This window comes from Halorubrum rutilum (assembly GCF_024494565.1).
The window spans coordinates 22,960-42,679 of the sequence record NZ_JANHDN010000006.1 but is presented as its reverse complement, the minus strand read 5'-3'; the positions used below and the strand labels follow the sequence as shown (position 1 = coordinate 42,679).

Genomic DNA, 19,720 nt, shown 5'->3' with positions numbered 1-19,720 from the left:
ATTGTTAATCGGAATTATCTCGAATGTCATCCCTGAGCCGGTGCAGTGGTTTCGATGAAATAGAGGTGCCATCCAAAAAATTATGATGAAACACTATCAGTTTAAAAATGAGTACTACCATGAACGTCATGGAGCATCTCGCCTCTGAGATCGGCGTTCGAGTCGGTGGAACCAACGCAGCACACGAGGCTGCGAATTACCTCCAAGACACGTTCTCCGAGTTGGGATACGACGCTGAGCTCCAATCATTCAAATTTGAGGGATATGAGGTCACTCGCGACTGGGAGCTTGACGTTCTTTCTCACGACATTGAGTTAGACGTCGCCCCCGTCCTGTACTCAGAGAGTACACCAGAAGGAGGCGTCGAAGGCACGCTCCGTGAGGCTGGCACCGCATACTTGGTTGAGGACCTGTTTGAACTGCCACGGTACGAGATCGTCGACGACGATGGTGAGCACCTTGCGTATCTACTCGGGAATGTCGACGGGGCTGCTTTCCCGATCCCGTCGACTGAGCCACAGTTCGTCGATACCTATGGACTGATTAGCAGTGATGGGATGGAGTGGGTCGATGAACGTCTTGAGGCAGGTGACGAGGTACGCGTAGCGTTTGAGTGTGGGGGGAAGCGCGTTCCGAACTACGTCGATCACAACGTCATTGCGACTATTGAGGGAACCGACAAGCCAGATGAAGAGGTTGTCATTGGGGCACATTATGACTCCGCATATGAGGCGACTGGTGCCGCAGACAACGCCTCAGGAGTGGAAGCGCTGGTGAATGTTGCGGAGTATTACGCCGAGCACCCACCAGATCGAACAGTGACGTTCGTTGCGTACGGCAGCGAAGAGTGGTGGCTTGTCGGGTCACGGTACTACGTCAATGAGCGGAAAGCCAACGGCACTCTTGATGATATTGTTGCTAAGGTGAATATCGATATGGCCGGCGGCGGCGAACTGCTCAATGTGTGGGCGGGCGATGGCGATATTAAGACGATTGCAGGGGATGCTGTCCAACAAGTCCTTGACGATGACGAAGACCGGCACTACCAAGGAGTGATTAGCGGTTCGGACCACTGGCCATACTACCAGGAAGGAATTCCAGTCGCAATGCTGATTTTCTGGCCGTACGACCAATACCATCAGCCATCTGACGACCTCGATCAGGTCTCTACGAAGGATATCGAGGATACGACAGCGATCGTGAAGGCCATTGTCGATAACTTGGATCGATCCCCCGAGTTCGCCGGTGTGGAACACTAAGTTCGTTAGCTTCACTGCTGGATTTTATCGGTCGCGCGAGACGAAAGACACCCACAATACTGCCAGAAAGCGAAGCTTTCTTTCCACGGACTGATGCCGTGGTCGTATGGGTATTGCTGATGGAATTTCCCGGACGGCACAGGTCGCGAGCAAGTACTTCGTTGTCTGGGTGATTGCGGCAGCGGGGTTCGCACTCGTCTACCCGACGACGTTCGTTCCGGTGCTCGACTACGTCAACCCCCTGCTCGGTCTCATCATGCTCGGGATGGGGCTGACCCTCCAGCCCGCAGACTTTCAGCGGCTCGTCGAACGCCCCGTCGATGTCGGTATCGGTGCGATCACACAGTGGCTCGTGATGCCGCTAGCAGCGTACGCACTGTACTTGCTCTTTGATCTGCCGGACGCGGTCGGCGTTGGGCTGATTCTTGTCGGCGCAGCGCCGGGGGGCACAGCGTCGAACGTGATGACGTACCTCGGCCGTGGCGATGTCGCTCTCTCCGTGGCTATCACGACGGTGACGACACTTGCGGCCCCCATCGTGATGCCCGCCTGGACGCTGTTCATCCTCGGGGAGGCCATCGATGTGACATTCATGGAGATGTTCACCAGCATCGTCCAGATTGTCATTATCCCGGTCGTGCTTGGGTTCGGGATTCGCTACATCCTCGACCGCTACTCGCCGACGGCCGCAGAGATCGGTGTCGATGTCTTCCCCGTGATCAGCGTTGCCGCCATCGTTGCCATCGTCGCGGGCGTCGTTGGGGCGAACGTCGACAACATCCTCACGGCAGGCGCGCTTGTGCTGGCCGCAGTCGTACTCCACAACGGTATCGGCCTCGGCGCGGGGTACGGCGTCGGCCGTGCGTTTGGCATGACCACGGACCGGGTGCGGACGACCACGTTCGAGGTCGGCCTTCAGAACAGTGGGCTTGCGGTGGCGCTTGCAGCGTCGCTGTTTGACCCGGCGGCCGCTCTCATCCCTGCACTATTCAGCGTCTGGCACAACGTCAGCGGCCCTGCGCTCGCGAGCTACTTCACGTGGAGCGACGACCGAGTTGCGAGTGGCCCCGTAGCAGCGGATTAAACAAACGGAAGGCGACGCTACCGGGTGACCCGTCACAACAACTAACAGCAATCACACATATTCTCACGTATGTCAACTGAATCGGTCAACGGGGCCGAACTGTACTACGAATCGAGTGGAGACGGGGTGCCGGTTGTGTTCCTCCACGGTGTATTAATGAGCAGCCGCTTCTTCAACGAACAACAACCGCTCGCAGAGGGGTGTCAAATAATCACACTCGATTTCCGAGGCCATGGCCGCTCTGAAAAGACTGAAACTGGGCACACACTTCCACAGTACGCCCGTGACCTAGAAGCATTCCTTGACGCTCAGGGCCTCTCTGATGTTGTTCTTGTCGGGTGGTCAATGGGATCGCTTGTCGCGTGGGAATACGTCAGCCAGTTTGGGACAGACCGATTCCGGGGGTTCGTAAGTGTCGAACAACAGCCACTCGATCTTGAACAAGAGGGGTACGATCACGGTGTGTTCGACTTTGATGAACTCCGTGGCCTCATGGAGCTCGCACAGACGAGTCCACACGAGCTGGCGTGGTCGTTGATCGAGCAGATGCTGGTGGACGAATCTGCGGCTGTCGAACAGCGGTTCTTCGATGAGATCACGCGAGTGCCACCGTCAATTACGAGCGCGATTCTGTTTGATCAATCAGTGCGGGATTACCGGAGGATAGTCCCTGAGGTTGATGTACCCACTCTTGTGTGTCTTGGTGAAGATGAAACGATGCTAGAGAATGCTGGAGTCGAGTACGTCGGCGAGAAGACGCCTGATGCCGAAGTGGAACGGTTCTCTAATAGCGGTCACTGTCCGTTCCTTGAAGAACCCGAAGCATTCAATGAAGTTGTCTCGTCGTTCATCACAAACCGCTGCCACCCGTAGCACCCTCAGTTCAGCCAAATAGAGTTCATCTGATCCGCTTCGTTGAGGATCCGATCACAGTGGGGACGCTCTCACACCGCTAGTCATCCAACACTCTGTATCGGCCCGTGTCGTATTGAGGCCCGTTTCGTCGCTCGGGACTTTCTTGAGCCGAAAGTCGTAGCGGCCGGTCACGGTGCCGTTCTCCCGTGTGACGACGTCGATGGTCGTGATGTCACCGTCCGCGCTGGGAACCGAGTACTCCACGGAGTCGTACGTGAGCAGCGGAGCGTACTGTGGCATGTCGAAAAGCGAGATGAACTGGTCGGCGGAGCCGACTGCAGCTCTGTTCGACGGCGACGCGAACTGGCGTGCGGTGAGAATGCCGGTGTTTGTCGTGTTGTTGTTGTAGCGGAACGCGTTCATCTGGAGCTGCACCACGTGGATCGCAGACCGTTCGCAGGTGGGCGCAACCGACGTGGTTCTCGCGGTCGCGGTTGTTAGATTGCGATCAGCAGGTCGGTCAAGAGCAGCTGTGTCGCCGCCGTCGTTGGTTGTGTTGCTGTCGGGCGGCCCTGACTCCGACGAGTCGGGATCGGTCGGTGTCCCGTCATCGACGCCGGCGACGCCGTCCCCACCAGTGATGAAAGCGTCTCCAGCGATCCCGGCCCCGACGGCGGCCAGCCCTAGCAGAACGCCGAGACCGATCACCCCAACCAGAATCCACCGCCGGTTTCCGTTGGGCAATACCTCGGATGAAGGCGCGTCGCTCGACTGCGAACGGGATGGTTGTGAGGGGGAATCATCAGGTGATGCGTCTGCGCGCTGGGCTGTGCTGGCGGTGCCGATCGGGGGCGATTCGCCGAGCGGATCACCCGGAGTTGAACGCGGGGTGTTCTGTGGACCGGTCTCAGTAGCTACGGGTGTGTCATCATCATTTGATGGCGGGTCGTGATCGGTGGGGGTGTCAGCCGCACTCGAAGTGTCGTACGCCGGCGACCGCATCGGCGCGTCGAGAAACTCCGTGGTAATTGTATCTGCGTCGTCCGGGGCGATCGCATAGAGGAGTCGCTGTCGGAGGTCAGCAGGCGTCATAACCGCGGTGTCGGCAGGAAGGGGATGATCAGCAAGGAGTGAGTCACGTGCCGTGACAACGGTGTCATACCCCTCACTGCTGTCAAGGTCGTCCGGGCCCGACACGACGAGCAGTTCTGTCCGCCGATCATGCTCCACGACGGTGAGACGTGGGCCATCAACGCGCACCTCGTCAGCGGTCACTGCATACGTCTCGCCGACAAGCGCCGCGAGTGACTCTCTATCGAGCGACGCAATCGCCTCTGCGAACGTATCGTAGGGAATGTGATTAGGCGCGGTCACCAGTGGATCGCCACGGGATACTGTGAGTTTGTGCCGTGGTATCTTTGCACTTGTGCTGTGTTTGGGTTTCTGTCATGAGCAGTTCCCTGTGAGGGCGTGGTCCCGCTAGCGTGGTCTACAGCCAGTAGAATGAAATGTGGTTCGTCGCATATCAGGGGTATCGTCCACAAATGGAGATCACAGATCAACTGCGGTGTCTGTTCTCAGGCAAGATTGAGGAACGGAATGGGTCGTACGTCGTTGAGGTACCCGAACAAGAGATCCAGCGTGACAGCATCCAAACAGATGAAACGTACCGTATCGCGATGTTGTCAGTTCCGACGACCAACGAGGCCACCGATGCTGACACCGATCCTCATCCCGAAGACACGCTAGCGACGCCGCCCGTTGCGGAAGGCGATCAGCGCACTGTTGAAATTGAGGATATTGGGGATCAAGGCGACGGAATTACGCGTGTCGAGCATGGGTTCGTCGTTATCGTTCCTGACACCAAACAGGGTGAGCGTGTCACCATCGAGATCACCGATGTGCGTGAAAATGTCGCCTTCGCGGAAGTTGTCGAGCGTGTGAGCTACTACGAGTAGTCCGATCACTACAGTGCGACCAGAGGTTGAATTCAATACAGACGATGTGATGTATCGGGGGCTGGTCGTGAAAACAGTTCGTAAAATGTCATGTGAGGATCGTTAATATTTCAAGAGAGGCGACAGAATTAGCAGTATGCACGATTTGACCGGGTTCCAGCGAGATTTACTGTACATAGTTGAAGGGCTTGATGATCCGCATGGGCTCGCGATCAAAGACGAACTTGAGGAGTATTATGAAAGCGAGATTCACCACGGCCGCCTATATCCGAATCTTGATACGCTCGTTGAGAAAGGGCTCGTTGAAAAAAGTCAACGCGATAAACGAACCAATGAGTATGCCACTACACGTCGGGGGAGCAGAGAGATCGAGGCACGAGCGGGGTGGGAAGCACAGTATACTGATCGGAGTTGAAGATGTTCTCGGTTGGAAGCCGAAATTGCGATCGTTGTGTACAAAGAGACGGTGAAAGCCGTTGCAGAGGCGCACGATATCGGTGCAACGTTTCGTCCACATCCATTCCCTGAGCTTCCCGGCACCGACTGTCATATCCATCTCTCGGTGTGGCAGGACGACGAGAACGTGTTGTACGATCCGGATCTGACAGTCGGTACCCATTGAGCGAACGGGGCCGGCACTTCGTGGGCGGCTTACTCGACCACGCGCCGGCGCTCGTGGCGTTGACCGCCCCGACGGTCGAATCCTACGACCGACTGGCCCTGGGCATGTGGGCGTCAGCGTACACCTGCTGGGGGCATGACAACCGGGAGGCGATGGTTCGAATTCCCTCCGTCAACACGGACAACCCAGAGGCTGGGACCCGTATTGAGTTCAAACCCTCTGATAACACGAACAACCCGTATCTCGCCCAAGTTGGCCTTCTAGCGGCAGGGTTCGACGGCATCGAACGTGAACTCGATCCCGGACCGTCGCTCAATGCGGATCCAGAGACGGTTGCCGAGGATGAGCTCGCCGACCGAGACATTTCGCGGCTCCCAACCTCGCTGGAGGCGGCCCTCGATGCGTTCGAAACCAACGAGGTGTTGGCAGAGGCACTAGGTGACGCATTACACCAGTCGTGTCTCGAAGTCAAGCGGAGCGAGTGGAACCAATCTATCGAAGATGGCGAACAGCAGACAGAGTACCTAGCCCGGGGATTCTGAATCGGTTTCCGGAGCTCCGATTTGGGGTGGGTCGCACTTGGACCGCACCGGGTGTTGACATCGTCAGCGCTGTCAGTAACCCCAGTGTGGGGAGATATGCGTCAGCGAGGCCCTCGGAGAGAGTTAGTGGACGGCCCAAGCCGATTGGTAAAGTGGATTCAGAGCATTACAGACAACTGATCCAATGGGTGTTCGGGTGGCAAAAATTCTGGTGGGGCTGCTTGTTGGACCACATGAACTCGGCCACGCGATCCCAGCGGCAATGGCTGGACTGTCCCCGAAAATAACCATCCTTCCAGCGTGGGATGGAGCAACCCCGTTAGGCCAATTCGACGCTAGTGTGACGGGGTCAACGCCGCCAGCTGTGATCCGAACACGTGCACTAGCGCCGTTGCCGTTGTTCCTTGCTATCGCGGCTGTGCTGGGAACAATCCTGTCTGCTGAGTCACCGCTTAGGATGGTATTGTTCCCGGTAGTCACGTATTGGGCTACACTCTCCGGAGGTGATATCGCGGTGGCAACGAACCCAGCGGCGGTTCGTGAAGCGGGCCGGTTTCAGGCCCCGATACAGTGGTGGCAACAACGGGCGTCTCTGGTGCTGATCCCCGTGGTGACAGTCGTCGTCGCGGCACTGTTTTTCACTGACATCGTGTGACGACGGCCGCGTGACTCCCGGTACGGAATGGAAACTCCGAGGATACGGTATGTGGCCGGTGTGTGATCAGCAACGGCAAAATCCGTTTGCGTGAGCCCACTACACACACTATGGCGAGTGAACACACTGAGACAGCGGTCAATCCGGATGTGTTAATCGAGCGGTTGCCCACGGCACCGGGACGCTGGGAGCGAAGCGACGAGTCCGGCAGAATCGTTGAGTATCGACTCCCCAGCGACGTTTCGCCTTGTACAGCAGCAAAACTGGCTGTGCGTCCGGAGATACTGAGCGACGCAGCGATCCGTCTCACACGGAAACGTGGATGCACCGACGCAGGAAGCGATCGGTTTGACTCGGTTGATACCGCGGTCCGAACTGTCGAACGGGAATTACAGCATGTCCGTCGGACCGTCGAAGAGTCGGCCGGCGCCTCGAATTCGTAATGTCAACGCGTTCACTGGCAGACCAGTCAACGGGCCGTCACAGATGCTCGAACTGTATTCCTCGGTCGCAGCGTCACGCTAGGTTGAAGAGATAATTCATCTTGCTCCACTACGACGTCGAACTCTTGGAGGACGTGGGCGAGGGTAAATTGTGCTTCGGTCAATGCGATCTGTTTGCCGATACACACTCGCGGTCCACTTCCGAATGGGAAATACGAGTTGTGACCGCGCGAGGCCTCACCAGCCCACCGGTCTGGACGGAACGACAGCGGATCGGTCCACGTTCGGCTATCGCGATGATGTGCATACGGCGACATGAGCACCACCTCATCACTCTCAAAATCCGCCCCGGCGAGCGTTGTATCGTGACGAACTTCGCGGGCGATGTTCCAGACGGCCGGGGTCAAGCGAAGCGTTTCTCGGACGACACGCTCCGTGTAAGTTAAATCTGATAAATCATCCCAGGTGGGTAGGTCACCGTCGAGGACTGATTGTGCTTCGGCGGCAACACGCTCACGCATCTCAGGATGTTGTGAGAGCCAATAGAACGCGTATGTGATTGTCAGCGCTGTTGTTTCTTGCCCACCGGTCATGAAGAGCACTGCCTCGTCGATGAGCTCGTCGTCAGATAACTCGACAGACGGATCCGACTTAGCTTCAATGAGTGCGGTGATCATATCATCTGGGGGGTCGGCCTGTGATTGATGCCAATCAACAAACTCCTGTGCAACCCCCTCGATAGTCTGATCGGCGGCTTCAAATGCGTCTGAGGGCTCTGACTGGACCTGTTCGGGCAAGACGAAATCGGCGAGGCTCGGCTCAACTTCTGCGCTTAGCGTAGCCATCGCGTCATGGACCGCTCTGGCACGGTCATCGTCAGTATCCCGACTGAACAACGACTGTGTAATAACACGGAGGGTCAGGACTGAGAGCTCCTCGTGAAGGTCAACGGTGCCTTCCGCTGGCCACTCAGCGATCATTGCGTCGACCGTATCACTAGAGATAGCGGCGTATTCGGCCAGTTTTCCGCCAACAAAGGATGGTTGGAGCACAGACCGTTGTTGCTCCCAAAGGATTCCGTCACTCGACAGGAGGCCCTGTCGTTGCTGTTCTTCGGGTCCCACCGCCGGCCGTCGAAACCGGTCTCTGTCGGCGAGAACGTCGTGAACGAGGTCCGAGTCAAGAACGATATTGAACCGCGGACCGACCGAGGGATCGAGACGAACGACGGGATACTGCCCACCGTATGCCTCTTGAACACCGGTGAGAACCCGCAACGGATCATCGGCAAATCGAGAGACGTTTCCGATCAACGGCGGCCCAGGCGGGGTGTGAACGGAATCACTCATATGTGGATATACGGGCCAAACTGCATAATTGTGTTCGCTAATCCCGTTTCAAATCAAGGGGCGAGGCGGATTTTCCATCCCACCGGAGGCGGAGAGGAAGCCGACACTTGCTTTTACCAACCACCGACTGGTGGGTGTGTTGGGGGGAGGAACACCGAGTGACTCCACGTCCGTCGTGGGCGACATTTCTCGGCGCGAACCGGGGGCACAACTCGTCATAGAGTCGGGAATACCGACGCCGTATCGGATATTTGTCCTGTTCGATTCGTTCAGAATGAACCGCTTCCGGGTCAGACCCCAAGCCACTCGCTGTGCTTCCTCTGGTGACTCGATCAAGAAGGTCCCTCAATGGCGTCGTGTTTTTGTCCGCTCTCCGCCAAGCACGGATAATGGATTCACCCGACACACAACTGGCGCGTAGGCTGTAGCCATGGATCGGTTGCCCACAGCGACGTTATCCCCGCTTGCGAGTCGAGTCGATGACGTGCTCGCACTGTATGATTACGAGATACAGTCAGCTATCGACGCCATCGATGCCGCCGTCGCCGGGTACGGAGGACTGTTCGATCCGGGGACGACGGACGATGAGATCCGAACCGCAATCGGGGAGGTACTCACTACTGATCCGTCGACGGTAACCGAGGGCCCGTTGAATGACATCAGCAGTGATATCGTCCTCTACGTCGATGGGAGCTCTCGGGGAAACCCGGGACCGGCAGGAGCTGGGGCCGTGCTTCAGGCCGACGCCACGACAATTGCTTGTCTCGGACGACCGGTCGGCTCAAACGCCGAAAACAATACCGCAGAGTATGCCGCGCTACATCTTGGGCTCGAAGCACTGGTCGCCTGCTGCGTCCCGGCGACTGTAGAGGTGCGTATCGATTCGACAACCGTCATTGACGATATCTGGGGGCAAAGCGACGGCATCCCGTCTGCGGCGCCGTACAAAAACGACATCACAGAGCGAATTGCGTCGCTTCCTACGTGCGAGTGGACTCACCTCGCTGACAGCGATCCCAACCCCGCAGACGCCCGGGCAGCAGTTGGGGCTGACATCGCAGCGCTCGGACCGTGAGGGCTACGTGCCCGGTAACCGAAGCGTCACTACAGTCGGTCGAGGGCCTCGTCGAGATCGAACTGCTTGGTTGTTTCATCAAACGAATCCCCACGCTCGTTGGCTGTGGTCGATGGGCCAGAGTCGGTTGAAGACGAATCCGTTGAGATATCGTCCTGTATATGAATGTGGTCGTCACCAATCGCGTCGGTCGTCACCTCCGCATGGAATCGTTCGCGCTTGGTAGCCGACCCCGCGAATGGTTCGACGTATTCGACACCGTCGACGCGACATGTCACGACCAGACACACAGCTTCGCGGAGTCGGTCCACAGTCTCCCAACCCTCGGGTGGAACGCGAGGAAGATCCCGCTCGCGGATGCGCCAGGTCTCGATTACTAATTCCGCGTCACGAGTAGACATATCATCTATCACTCGGGGAATTTCAGACAAGTCGGTTTCGCTCCAGTTGATTATGTCTGGAGATTGGTCCAGCCGGCAGGCTAGCTTCTTCGGAAACCTACGAAAACCAACTCATGAGCGTTCGCGAATGTGGTTGCTGGTGGTGACATTGATATTGAGTTTGTCCGTTCCCCGAATCCAGTCAATATACCCGGTGAGTCGATCAGCTGACCTGAGCGACTCGATACTGTCGTACGTGTCCCGCAACTCGGTGTTGGCGAACTGCGCGTGGATTTGGTCATGGCAGGGCCGACAAAGCAGTACCGTGGGACTGGTAGCGCGCTCCTCCGGCCGCAGATGATGCTCCTGAACGACCTGAGGATCGTCAATTCGTTCGTCAGGAACGACACGGCGACAGAGCGCACAAGTCGTCGCCATACCTTTGGATTAGCCCTCAAGAGTATAATTCCTCGTTCAGCATCGATATCGGCGTAATGAGTGTGTTCGAACTTCCGGTCAGTGAGGCTGATGAGAGGTGGTGGCTACAGTGATCCGGTTTTTCAAGCCCGATCAGTACCATCGTCTGGTGTGAACTCGCACGGATTGTCGCTCCGACCATACGATCCGCGGGACGACACAGCTGTGTGGGCGCTTCACCGATGGGCAATACAGGAGACAGGAGTCGATCCATCAGACATCCCCGGGACAGACGATCTGCGAACGATAGCGACATCGTATCTTGAGACCGGAGGCGCGTTCGTCGTCGGCATTGTCGACACTGACCACCCACAGACCGGTCAAACAGAGGATTTTGATGCATCACCACAGCAGGTAGCCAAGCTGACCACCCACGATGGAATCCTTGTCGCGATGGGTGGATTCATCCCAACCGAAGTCGGCCGTAGCGACGAACGCAACCGGCCCGGAGCCGCGGAACTCCATCGGATGCGTGTCGCACCGACACACCAGCGGCGTGGATACGGCCGCCAAATTCTCGATGAACTTGAGCGCCGGGCGGCTGCCGGCGGGTTTGAGACGCTACTCGCAACGACAGCAACCCGCCAGACGGCAGCACTCGAGTTCTATCATAACCAAGGGTACGACCAAACAGCGACATCGACAGCTGGGGCGTACGAGCTCGTCCACTTCGAAAAGGAGCTGTAGTGGCCGATCCAAAGAAGGTGTCTCCGGAGAGAGCGACTCAGTCTGAGAGGTCGAAGTGTTCGGCAGCTGTCTGCATATCCTTATCGCCGCGACCACAGAGGTTGACTAACAGGGTGTCATGTTGGTCCTCTTCAGCCAATTTAGCGGCCAACGCAAGTGCGTGGGCTGGTTCTAACGCGGGGATGATGCCCTCTGCTTCACTCAGTTCTCGGAACGCGGCTAAGGCTTCGTCGTCGGAAATCGCATGATACTCCGCTCGCCCCATCTCTTGGAGCGCAGCATGTTCCGGTCCAATCGCTGGATAATCAAGCCCAGCTGAAATTGAGTGGTTCTCAGTGTCGTCTCCAATCGTCTTCGTTTTCATCCCCTGGAAAATCTGTGGCTCCTCCTGTCTCGTCTTCGACAGTGGGGCGGAGTGATTCGCATCATCGGTCCCGCCCGGTTCAGCGCCGTAAAACATCACATCGTCATCTTTGAATGCGTGCCAGAGGCCGATTGAGTTCGACCCGCCGCCAACGCAGGCAACACACGCGTCAGGAAGCTCGCCGTGGAGTTCCTGAATTTGTTCGCGAGCCTCCGTCCCGATGACAGACTGGAACTCACGAACCATCCGCGGGAACGGGTCCGGACCAACGACGCTCCCAACGAGATAATGCGTGGATTCGACGTTGTCAGCGAAATCTTCTAGTGCGGCATCGACCGCCTCCGCAAGCCCCTCGTTGCCGCGATCGACCGGCTCGACATCGGCACCCATGAGACGCATGCGGAAGACGTTCATCTCCTGCCGTTGCATGTCGTGCCGTCCCATATACACGGTTGTATCAAGATCCAACAGCGCGCCAACCATCGCCGTCGCGGTCCCGTGTTGTCCAGCCCCCGTCTCTGCGATCAAACGGTCTTTCCCTGCCCGTTTTGCCAACAGCGTTTGGCCCAGCGTATTGTTGAGTTTGTGTGCCCCACCATGGAGGAGATCCTCATGTTTGAGATAGATATCTGCTCCATACCGCTCGCTCAGTGTCTCCGCATAGAAGACAGGTGTTGGACGTCCAGCAAAATGGTTCAACAGGTAACGGAATTCATCCATGAATTCCTCGTCCGCGATCGCGTCCTCGTACGCAGCTGCTAGTTCTGCTAAGGGTTCTTCGAGTGGTTCTGGAACGTGTCTCCCACCAAACTCGCCAAACTCGTCTGGCGTCGCCATGATCTTACTGCGTACGCGCTTCTCAAAAAAGTACACGAGGGAGCAACATCTGGGTGCGGACCTGTCGGAGCGCTAGCTACTCTGACACCGGTGTTCAGTGAGTGTCGATTGTCATTTGAGAGGATCAACGATGATAGCACAACTGGGCACATGGAAAGAGACGAACCAACGTGGTCTGTTGCCCAACCTAATACTGCCACTTTGGAAGCGCTGCAGTTCGGGTTCCGAGATATGTTGTCGGCGAGGTGTTTGATGCAACAGCGAAAGCCCACGAGATGGCCTTCACGCGTCGTGATCCCGATAGCGAAGCGACTAGCTAATGTACGGTGTTCTGATGTGGCGGACAGTGTATCGTACCATAACGAATATGCGGTCGTTCAGAGTACACGTAGCTGTGTCTGACGATCTGGGTTCACTTGCGCGAACGCTTGCGGTCCCGTATTATGATGATGCGCTGCCCGCACATGATGAATTTCATGCAAACCGGGTCCACGATGTTGCTCTTCGTCTCGCATCTGATGTTGATCGGCGTGTCGAGACGGATGTACTCGCTGCGGCGGCGTGGTTACACGATATTGGTCGTCCCCGTGAGCGGACTGATGATATCGACGATCATGCTGTGTGGGCGACGCATGAGGCTGGGGAGTTACTTGCTGCAGAAGGGGTTCCTGAAGCAGATATCAAAGCAATACAGCACTGCATTCGAACGCACAGCATTCGAGCGAGTTCTCCTGATGCGGAAACGATTGAGGCGAAGCTGTTGTTTGACGCTGATAAGTTGGATGCGACAGGTGCCGTCGGGCTGACGCGTCTTGCATGCATTATTGGAGAGCGATCTGGGCGGAGCGACGAACGGCACGCTGTTATTGATGATTTCACAGCTAATAGAGCCGTGACGGCCGATCAAGACGATGTATCTGTGCTTCGAAAGTGGGCAGACGAGCGCCTAGAGGCGCTGCACACGGAGCCGGCTCGGGACCTTGGGGCGTCACGATCCGAGTACATGGATGAGTTTCTCGCCCGGTTCCATGATGAGATCGGAGCTGAAGGAACGCAGTAGATCCAGGAAAATCCACCCAGGGGACCGTCAGCGAGTGATTTTGGTTTGCCTGCCGAGCGGAATGTTGAGGCTGTATTTTGTGGCGTGAAACGGTTAATCGGGCTGTGTCGGTGGGAGTCTGAGGCGGGTTCGTCGTGGTGGTTCTGTCCCCCCAAAATTAATGATGATAGTAGCGGACCCACCTGCATGGATTCACGTCTCTCTGGTTTCTACAAAGGGTCGCCCGCAGAGCGCCGACAGGCGCTAATTGACGCCGGTGTTGACCCTGAGACCGTCGAATCACTGCGGGGAGGAAAATTGGGTGTGGACGGTGCGGACGCCGTGAGCGAGAACGTTGTCGGAACGCTTGAGTATCCAATCGGGATTGCGACGAATTTCCAGATTGATAGCGAAGATACGCTGGTGCCTATGGCGGTTGAAGAGACAAGTGTCGTCGCTGCTGCGTCGTTCGGCGCGCGTATGGCTCGCGGGACTGGTGGGTTCACGACCGACGTGTCGGGACCCATCATGATTGCGCAGATTCAAGCGACAGACGTCCCGGCACCACATCACGCGAAGTCCACGGTACTCGATGCGGCAGATGACCTGATCGAGCTGGCTAACGAGCAAGATCCGGTGTTAGTCGAACACGGGGGTGGGTGTGAGGACGTGCAAGTCCGGGTAATCGACACGCCACGCGGTGAGATGCTCATCACACACTTGATCGTTGACGTCCGTGATGCGATGGGTGGGAACGCGGTCAACACGATGGCGGAGGCACTTGCACCGGAGATCGAGGAATTGACCGGGGGAGACGTATCACTCCGGATTTTATCGAATCTCGCGGACAGACGACTTGCTCGTGCGACGTGTACGATCGAACCGGATGCACTAGAGACAGAGGACGTGGCACTGTCTGGTGAGGAAATCCGAGATCGGATCGTGGATGCATGGGCGTTCGCTGCTTGTGACCCATACCGTGCGGCAACTCATAACAAGGGGATCATGAACGGAATTGACGCAGTCGCAACGGCGACATTCAACGACTGGCGGGCTATCGAGGCGGGTGCACATGCGTACGCGGCACAGGACGGATACGGGCCGCTGACAACGTACGAAGTCGATGCTGACGGGCGTCTCGCATGTAGTATTGAACTCCCAATTCAAGTCGGAACTGTCGGCGGTGCGACGCGGCTGCAACCAACGGCGGAGGCTGCACTTGAGTTGCTTGACGTGGACTCTGCGGACGAGCTCGCAGGGGTGTTTGCAGCCGTCGGACTCGCACAGAATTTCGCGGGGCTTCGTGCGCTCGTGAGTGAGGGGATTCAACGCGGTCATATGAGTCTGCATGCGAAGAATATTGCGGTACAGGCGGGTGCACCGGATGATCTTGTCGACGAAGTGGCGGCGCGGATGGTTGCCGAGGAGGCGGTACGGCAGGACCGTGCAGAGGAACTAATCGATGAGTTAACCGAATGACAGTTCGGATCGCCAACGCTGCCGGGTTCTGGGGTGATTACCCGGATGCGACTGAACGACTGTTAGCATCGGGTGCTGAGTTCGAATACTTGCAGTTGGAGTATCTTGCAGAGGTGACGATGGGAATCCTCGACCGGCTCCGCGACCGTGATCCGGAGAAGGGATACGCGACAGATTTCGTTGAGTACGTCATTGCTGAGCATCTGGCAGAGCTGGTTGACCGTGAGGTGCGCATAGTGACGAACGCTGGTGGGCTGAATCCGTCGTCGTGTGCAACTCAGGTCCGTGAGCATGCCGCCGAGCAGGGAGTGGATGTGACTGTTGCTACCGTTACCGGCGATGATATTACTGACCAGCTGGATCGGCTGCATACTCGACACGAGTTAGAGCCCTTCGAGGACGACACACGGTATGAGGACGTGGCCGATGATGTCGTGACCGCGGCGGCGTATTTGGGTGCGTTCCCGGTTGCGGCGGCGCTCGATTCGGGTGCCGACGTGGTCATTACTGGGCGTGTGGTTGACCCGGCGTTAGCGCTCGGCCCGCTGATCCATGAGTACGAGTGGGGCCGAGAGCAGTACGACCGGCTGGCAGCTGGAATCGTTGCAGGACATCTCATCGAGTGCGGGACGCAAGTGACAGGTGGGAACTCGACGCGAGAGTGGGAAATGATCGAGTACGACGACGTTGGATACCCGATCGTGGCAGTTGAGCCCGACGGCGAGATACAGCTCACCAAACCGGACGGTACTGGTGGAGAGGTGTCACGGGCGACGGTCGCTCAGCAGTTAGTGTACGAGATCGGTGACCCACGAGCGTATCTGACACCAGATGTTGCTGCAGATTTTACTGCCCCTGAGATTACGGATGTCGGGGAAGACACGGTGGCGGTTACAGGATGTGAAGGGACAGCGCCACCGGACTCATATAAAGTGAGTGTACATTTTGAAAACGGGTACCGTGTCGCGGGGAATATGCTGTACTCTCGACCGGATGCGTTAGCGAAGGCGAAGCGCGCGGCGTCGGTGATCGAATCCCGGATCGAGGATCGGGGTCTCACAGTTTGGGACACACGTGCGGAGTTTGTTGGACATAACGCCGCACATGGTCCGGCTGCGCCTGCCCGCGATGATCACAACGAGGTGTTACTCCGGTTTGCTGCCCGCGGTCCGGACCGCGAGGATCTTCGACGGTTAGGCACTGAGTTTGCTCCTCTGTCACTAGCCGGTCCGCCAAGCGTAACCGGGCTCACTGACAGCGGGCGACCGCGTCCCCGCCCGATTATTGATGTGTGGCCGACGCTGGTGCCGAAATCAGTGGTTAAACCTGAGGTGTGTGTCGATGAGTGATGACGGGGACGGATCAGGGGTGTCGCTGGGGCAAGCAGTCCGAGTCGACGAGATTGCGTACGGCCGATCTGGTGATAAGGCAAATACAGTTAATATTGGAATTATTGCGGAGTCCGATGCCGCATACCGTCGGCTGGACAGGCAGTTGACCGCTGATCGCGTCGCTGATCTGTTTGGGGAGCTTATCGACGGATCGGTAACTCGGTATCGACTGCCGAATCTACCGGGGTTCAATTTCGTAGCTAGTGAGGCACTTGACGGTGGCGGACAGTTCAGTCTCCGGTATGACAGTCAAGGGAAAACGTATGCGGCCGCAGTGCTCCGACTTGAGCTGCCGCCGGAGTCTGATGAGGAGCGCGATGAGTGATGTTGACCCCGGCCGGGTTACAGGGTTCGAAACGTCCCGATGGTGGGAATCGCAGTGGTATCAAGTGTCACCACGGTCGTTCCAACACTATGAATTGTTGTTTGAGCCAGATCAGTTGCTGATGGTGTTCGCAGGAGAGTCATACAAGTCGTTTCTTCTCCGGCAGGACGGTCGTGAGCGGCGTGCAACGGAGATTGGTCGGGAAAACGCGATGGAACCAGAGTCTGTGATTCTTGCCGATGAGCATAATGACGTGATTTCGTTGTCTGAAGTGTGTGAGATCCGAATCCGAGAGGGATCGTGGATCCGCAAGCCGAGACTTAGTGTTGACACAGAAAAAACACAATTAGAGTTCTATCATTTTTCCCGAACGTACGATGCCAGCGACTTCGCCGAATGGGCACGCGGTACGTATGGAGATAATGTAGTACGTTACTCAGGTTAATATATTCCATTATTTTTATATAGCGTTTATTCATGTTATTGGCTGTCACGTATGGCACTCAACTTCAATCCCAGCGAAGACAAGTATGTCGTCGGAGGATTGCTAGCTGCGGTGATAATGCTCGTGGCGATGTACTTCGGCGGGCAGGTTGGACAGATCGTGTTCTCAGGGAGTGCAGTGGCGTTTATTGGGTTGTACGTGCTGTTAGGCGTACAATCGTCCGAGCAGCGTCACGACACGAAGGTGTTCAAACTAATGGTAGCTGGGTTGTGGCTAATCCTCGGTGTTGCGTTTGCGTTGTTATGGCATTTTCACTTCCAGAATCCCGCATACACTGATCCGACGTACTGGCTCGGATTCCCTCGGGCGACAGCAGTCGTCGTCTATGTGTTGTGGATGCCACCCGCGTTATACCTGATGTTCGCGTATCCGTATCTCTTCAGTAAGTACATTTGGGACAAAGATCAAGTAGCGGAGTTCCGCACGATGGGGTCCGACGAGGAGGGAAATAAATGATTGACACCCTTGCAGCCGCCTTGACGCAAGTCTCGACGACAGAGACGATGAACCCAGTCATCGTCGGTATCGTTGCGGTGTACTTAGTCGGGATTGCAGTGATCGGTATCTGGGCAACTGGTCAGACAAAATCGACGTCAGACTTCCTGATCGCCGGGAAGCGATTCGGTATCTGGGCAGTTGCGTTTGCTGCCTTCGCCTCGATCATGAGCGGGTTCGGCTTCATCGGCGGCCCCGGACTGTTCTACGACGGCGGGTACGGGTTCCTGTGGATCGCTATCGTTGCACCGCTTGCGTTCCCAGTGTCATGGTTCGTACTCGGCAAAAAAATGCGGTTGATGGCTGAGGCCCGTGAGATATTCACGATCCCCGACGCCGCTGTTGCCCGATTCGACAGCCAGGCAGTCCGACTATTAGTATCTCTTTCAGTACTGCTAGGTGTCATTTCGTATCTCGGTGTTCAGTTTCTCGCTATCGCGTTTGTACTCCAAACAGTGCTTGGAGTGAGCGAAGTCGTTGCACTCGTGATCGGACTCGCTGTCATCTCGGTGTACACAATTGGTGGCGGCATGGTTGCTGGGGTGTTTACTGATCTCATCCAGGGTGGGATCATGGTGGTCGGCAGTGTTGTTGTCTTTTTCCTAGCGTTGAACACAGTCAACGGCTTCAGCACAATGAACAGTGAGCTAAGCAGTCAAATTCCAGAACTCGCCGGCGCATTCGGCGCGTTCCCGATTATGCTCGGACTTACCTGGTACTTCTTGTTCCTCGTTGGGAACTCCGGGCAGCCACACATGGCACACAAACTGTATATGCTGCGTGACCCGAAGCTACTGAAGTGGGGAGCGCCTATCGCCGCGCTATCCTACTTCGCGGCGTCTCTCATGATGCTCGCACTTGGTGTCGGCATGCGATCGCTCGTGGAAACTGGACAGTTCGCTGAACTCTCAAACCCAGACAATGCCGCTCCAATCTTTCTCGTCGAATTCACGCCAGCGATCGTGGCAGGCGTCGTGTTAGCCGCTGCTGTCGGCGCAGTGATGAGCACCAGCGACGCGTTCATCAACATCGGCGCTGCGAATCTTGCACGAGACATCCCGGAAAGCCTAGGGTTCGAGTACGACTCAGACCGACAGGAGTTACGCGCCCACCGCGTGGCGACCGCCTTGATCATCCTAGTGTCGGTGCTACTCGTCTACTACGTTGAGATCTTAGTCGGTCTCCTCGGCGTTGTCGGATGGGGATTGTTCGCCGCTGCCATCGTTCCCCTGCTCGGAATCGGTTTGAATTGGAAAGGGGCGACCACAGAAGGTGCGATAGCCGCTGGTGTGGTTGCATTGTTTGGAAATCTTAGTCTGGCTATTGCTGTCCAGTTCTACGGCTTCTCGCTACCACATGGCTCCGCGGCTGAAGCGCTTACACTTCTCGTGGCCATAGTCGTAATGATCGCTGTGAGCCTCGTCACGAACAGCAAGGCTCGTGACGATATCGACGACGATATCGAACGCGTCATCGAATCGTAATCGGCTGACCATTGCGGGGATTTTTTCGACTGTAGCATATTTCACGCGGCCATCATATCTCTGTATCGTGTTTATCTTCCACAAAAAGTGGGTGCGAAGGCTATCCTACATACGGAGACACCCCTCTATCGATGTGTTCGCGATCAGAATACGTTGAGTGAATATAGTGGTCGTGCCTGTTCGGGTCTATCGAGATGACACACAACAAATCGAGGGAAATCTCGGACTCCTGAAGGTCGAGGACAATAGTCGAAAGGCATCCGTATGGACACACACCCCTCTATCGATGTGTTTCAACCAAGAGCATCACGCTGGCAATATCATCGAATCAACCTCGGTTTGGCCTTCAAGCCGGCCGACTACCGTTGAGAAAGGCTCTCTAGGCCGTCTGTAGCTTCTTCGTCTGCCACGGATC

General features: G+C 56.7%; 22 protein-coding genes. 17 read left to right on the top strand and 5 right to left on the bottom strand.

What is annotated here, in order from left to right; genetic code table 11:
- The first annotated feature begins 107 nt into the window (after window positions 1–107).
- From NO900_RS13170 to NO900_RS13160, 3 genes are all read left to right on the top strand, one after another.
- On the top strand, window positions 108–1,259 hold the full coding sequence (locus NO900_RS13170) for a M28 family metallopeptidase (RefSeq protein WP_256409681.1): 1,152 nt from the start codon (window positions 108–110) through the stop codon (window positions 1,257–1,259).
- 106 nt (window positions 1,260–1,365) lie between these two features.
- The gene (locus tag NO900_RS13165) at window positions 1,366–2,343 is read left to right on the top strand and encodes a bile acid:sodium symporter family protein (protein ID WP_256409680.1); all 978 of its coding nucleotides are present in this window, start codon (window positions 1,366–1,368) and stop codon (window positions 2,341–2,343) included.
- Window positions 2,344–2,412: 69 nt separating this feature from the next.
- A complete protein-coding gene (locus tag NO900_RS13160) occupies window positions 2,413–3,216 on the top strand; it encodes an alpha/beta fold hydrolase (protein ID WP_256409679.1) in 804 nt (267 codons plus the stop codon).
- A gap of 54 nt (window positions 3,217–3,270) precedes the next feature.
- Here NO900_RS13160 and NO900_RS13155 read toward each other — a convergent pair whose 3' ends face one another.
- Window positions 3,271–4,572, bottom strand: a complete 1,302-nt coding sequence (locus tag NO900_RS13155) for a DUF4864 domain-containing protein (protein WP_256409678.1) — start codon at window positions 4,570–4,572, stop codon at window positions 3,271–3,273.
- Window positions 4,573–4,742: 170 nt separating this feature from the next.
- On the opposite strand from NO900_RS13155, the gene NO900_RS13150 reads away from it, so the two are divergent.
- From NO900_RS13150 to NO900_RS13135, 5 genes are all read left to right on the top strand, one after another.
- The gene (locus NO900_RS13150; protein ID WP_256409677.1) at window positions 4,743–5,156 is read left to right on the top strand and encodes a TRAM domain-containing protein; all 414 of its coding nucleotides are present in this window, start codon (window positions 4,743–4,745) and stop codon (window positions 5,154–5,156) included.
- A 136-nt stretch (window positions 5,157–5,292) separates the two neighbouring features.
- The gene (locus NO900_RS13145; RefSeq protein WP_256409676.1) at window positions 5,293–5,571 is read left to right on the top strand and encodes a helix-turn-helix transcriptional regulator; all 279 of its coding nucleotides are present in this window, start codon (window positions 5,293–5,295) and stop codon (window positions 5,569–5,571) included.
- 36 nt (window positions 5,572–5,607) lie between these two features.
- Window positions 5,608–5,778 carry a hypothetical protein gene (locus tag NO900_RS17615; protein WP_379792274.1) on the top strand — a complete coding sequence of 57 codons (171 nt, stop codon included), beginning with the start codon at window positions 5,608–5,610 and terminating at the stop codon, window positions 5,776–5,778.
- Entirely contained in the window at window positions 5,775–6,320 is a 546-nt protein-coding gene (locus tag NO900_RS13140) for a type I glutamate--ammonia ligase (protein WP_379792272.1), read from the top strand. Before NO900_RS17615 ends, NO900_RS13140 begins: the two co-directional genes overlap by 4 nt.
- A gap of 514 nt (window positions 6,321–6,834) precedes the next feature.
- On the top strand, window positions 6,835–6,975 hold the full coding sequence (locus NO900_RS13135) for a hypothetical protein (protein ID WP_256409674.1): 141 nt from the start codon (window positions 6,835–6,837) through the stop codon (window positions 6,973–6,975).
- A gap of 469 nt (window positions 6,976–7,444) precedes the next feature.
- Here the strand turns inward: NO900_RS13135 and NO900_RS13130 are convergent, their stop codons facing one another.
- Window positions 7,445–8,767, bottom strand: coding sequence for a cytochrome P450 (locus NO900_RS13130; protein ID WP_256409673.1), 1,323 nt, complete (start codon window positions 8,765–8,767; stop codon window positions 7,445–7,447).
- Between the two features lie 430 nt (window positions 8,768–9,197).
- Between NO900_RS13130 and NO900_RS13125 the strand changes: the two genes are divergently transcribed.
- The gene (locus tag NO900_RS13125; RefSeq protein WP_256409672.1) at window positions 9,198–9,842 is read left to right on the top strand and encodes a ribonuclease HI family protein; all 645 of its coding nucleotides are present in this window, start codon (window positions 9,198–9,200) and stop codon (window positions 9,840–9,842) included.
- 29 nt (window positions 9,843–9,871) lie between these two features.
- Here NO900_RS13125 and NO900_RS13120 read toward each other — a convergent pair whose 3' ends face one another.
- Both NO900_RS13120 and NO900_RS13115 read right to left on the bottom strand, forming a co-directional pair.
- On the bottom strand, window positions 9,872–10,243 hold the full coding sequence (locus tag NO900_RS13120) for a hypothetical protein (protein WP_256409671.1): 372 nt from the start codon (window positions 10,241–10,243) through the stop codon (window positions 9,872–9,874).
- 111 nt (window positions 10,244–10,354) lie between these two features.
- Window positions 10,355–10,660: a hypothetical protein gene (locus NO900_RS13115; RefSeq protein ID WP_256409670.1), complete on the bottom strand. Its 306-nt coding sequence runs from the start codon at window positions 10,658–10,660 to the stop codon at window positions 10,355–10,357.
- Window positions 10,661–10,810: 150 nt separating this feature from the next.
- Here NO900_RS13115 and NO900_RS13110 point away from each other — a divergent pair, with 150 nt between their 5' ends.
- The gene (locus NO900_RS13110) at window positions 10,811–11,386 is read left to right on the top strand and encodes a GNAT family N-acetyltransferase (RefSeq protein WP_256409669.1); all 576 of its coding nucleotides are present in this window, start codon (window positions 10,811–10,813) and stop codon (window positions 11,384–11,386) included.
- Between the two features lie 37 nt (window positions 11,387–11,423).
- Here the strand turns inward: NO900_RS13110 and trpB are convergent, their stop codons facing one another.
- Window positions 11,424–12,587 carry a tryptophan synthase subunit beta gene (gene trpB, locus NO900_RS13105; protein WP_256409668.1) on the bottom strand — a complete coding sequence of 388 codons (1,164 nt, stop codon included), beginning with the start codon at window positions 12,585–12,587 and terminating at the stop codon, window positions 11,424–11,426.
- 394 nt (window positions 12,588–12,981) lie between these two features.
- On the opposite strand from trpB, the gene NO900_RS13100 reads away from it, so the two are divergent.
- The 7 genes from NO900_RS13100 to NO900_RS13070 all read left to right on the top strand — a co-directional run bounded on the left by NO900_RS13100 (window position 12,982) and on the right by NO900_RS13070 (window position 19,305).
- Window positions 12,982–13,647 (top strand): HD domain-containing protein, encoded by a 666-nt coding sequence (locus tag NO900_RS13100; protein ID WP_256409667.1) that lies wholly within the window; start codon window positions 12,982–12,984, stop codon window positions 13,645–13,647.
- An 84-nt stretch (window positions 13,648–13,731) separates the two neighbouring features.
- On the top strand, window positions 13,732–15,105 hold the full coding sequence (locus NO900_RS13095) for a hydroxymethylglutaryl-CoA reductase, degradative (RefSeq protein ID WP_256409835.1): 1,374 nt from the start codon (window positions 13,732–13,734) through the stop codon (window positions 15,103–15,105).
- A complete protein-coding gene (locus NO900_RS13090) occupies window positions 15,102–16,454 on the top strand; it encodes an acyclic terpene utilization AtuA family protein (RefSeq protein ID WP_256409666.1) in 1,353 nt (450 codons plus the stop codon). The genes NO900_RS13095 and NO900_RS13090 overlap by 4 nt, the downstream gene beginning before the upstream one ends.
- Complete coding sequence (locus tag NO900_RS13085; RefSeq protein WP_256409665.1) at window positions 16,447–16,821, top strand: AtuA-related protein; 375 nt, start codon at window positions 16,447–16,449, stop codon at window positions 16,819–16,821. The genes NO900_RS13090 and NO900_RS13085 overlap by 8 nt, the downstream gene beginning before the upstream one ends.
- Window positions 16,814–17,266 carry a hypothetical protein gene (locus NO900_RS13080; RefSeq protein WP_256409664.1) on the top strand — a complete coding sequence of 151 codons (453 nt, stop codon included), beginning with the start codon at window positions 16,814–16,816 and terminating at the stop codon, window positions 17,264–17,266. The genes NO900_RS13085 and NO900_RS13080 overlap by 8 nt, the downstream gene beginning before the upstream one ends.
- Window positions 17,267–17,317: 51 nt before the next feature.
- A complete protein-coding gene (locus NO900_RS13075) occupies window positions 17,318–17,782 on the top strand; it encodes a hypothetical protein (RefSeq protein ID WP_256409663.1) in 465 nt (154 codons plus the stop codon).
- A complete protein-coding gene (locus NO900_RS13070) occupies window positions 17,779–19,305 on the top strand; it encodes a sodium:solute symporter family transporter (protein WP_256409662.1) in 1,527 nt (508 codons plus the stop codon). Before NO900_RS13075 ends, NO900_RS13070 begins: the two co-directional genes overlap by 4 nt.
- The last annotated feature ends 415 nt before the right edge of the window (window positions 19,306–19,720 follow it).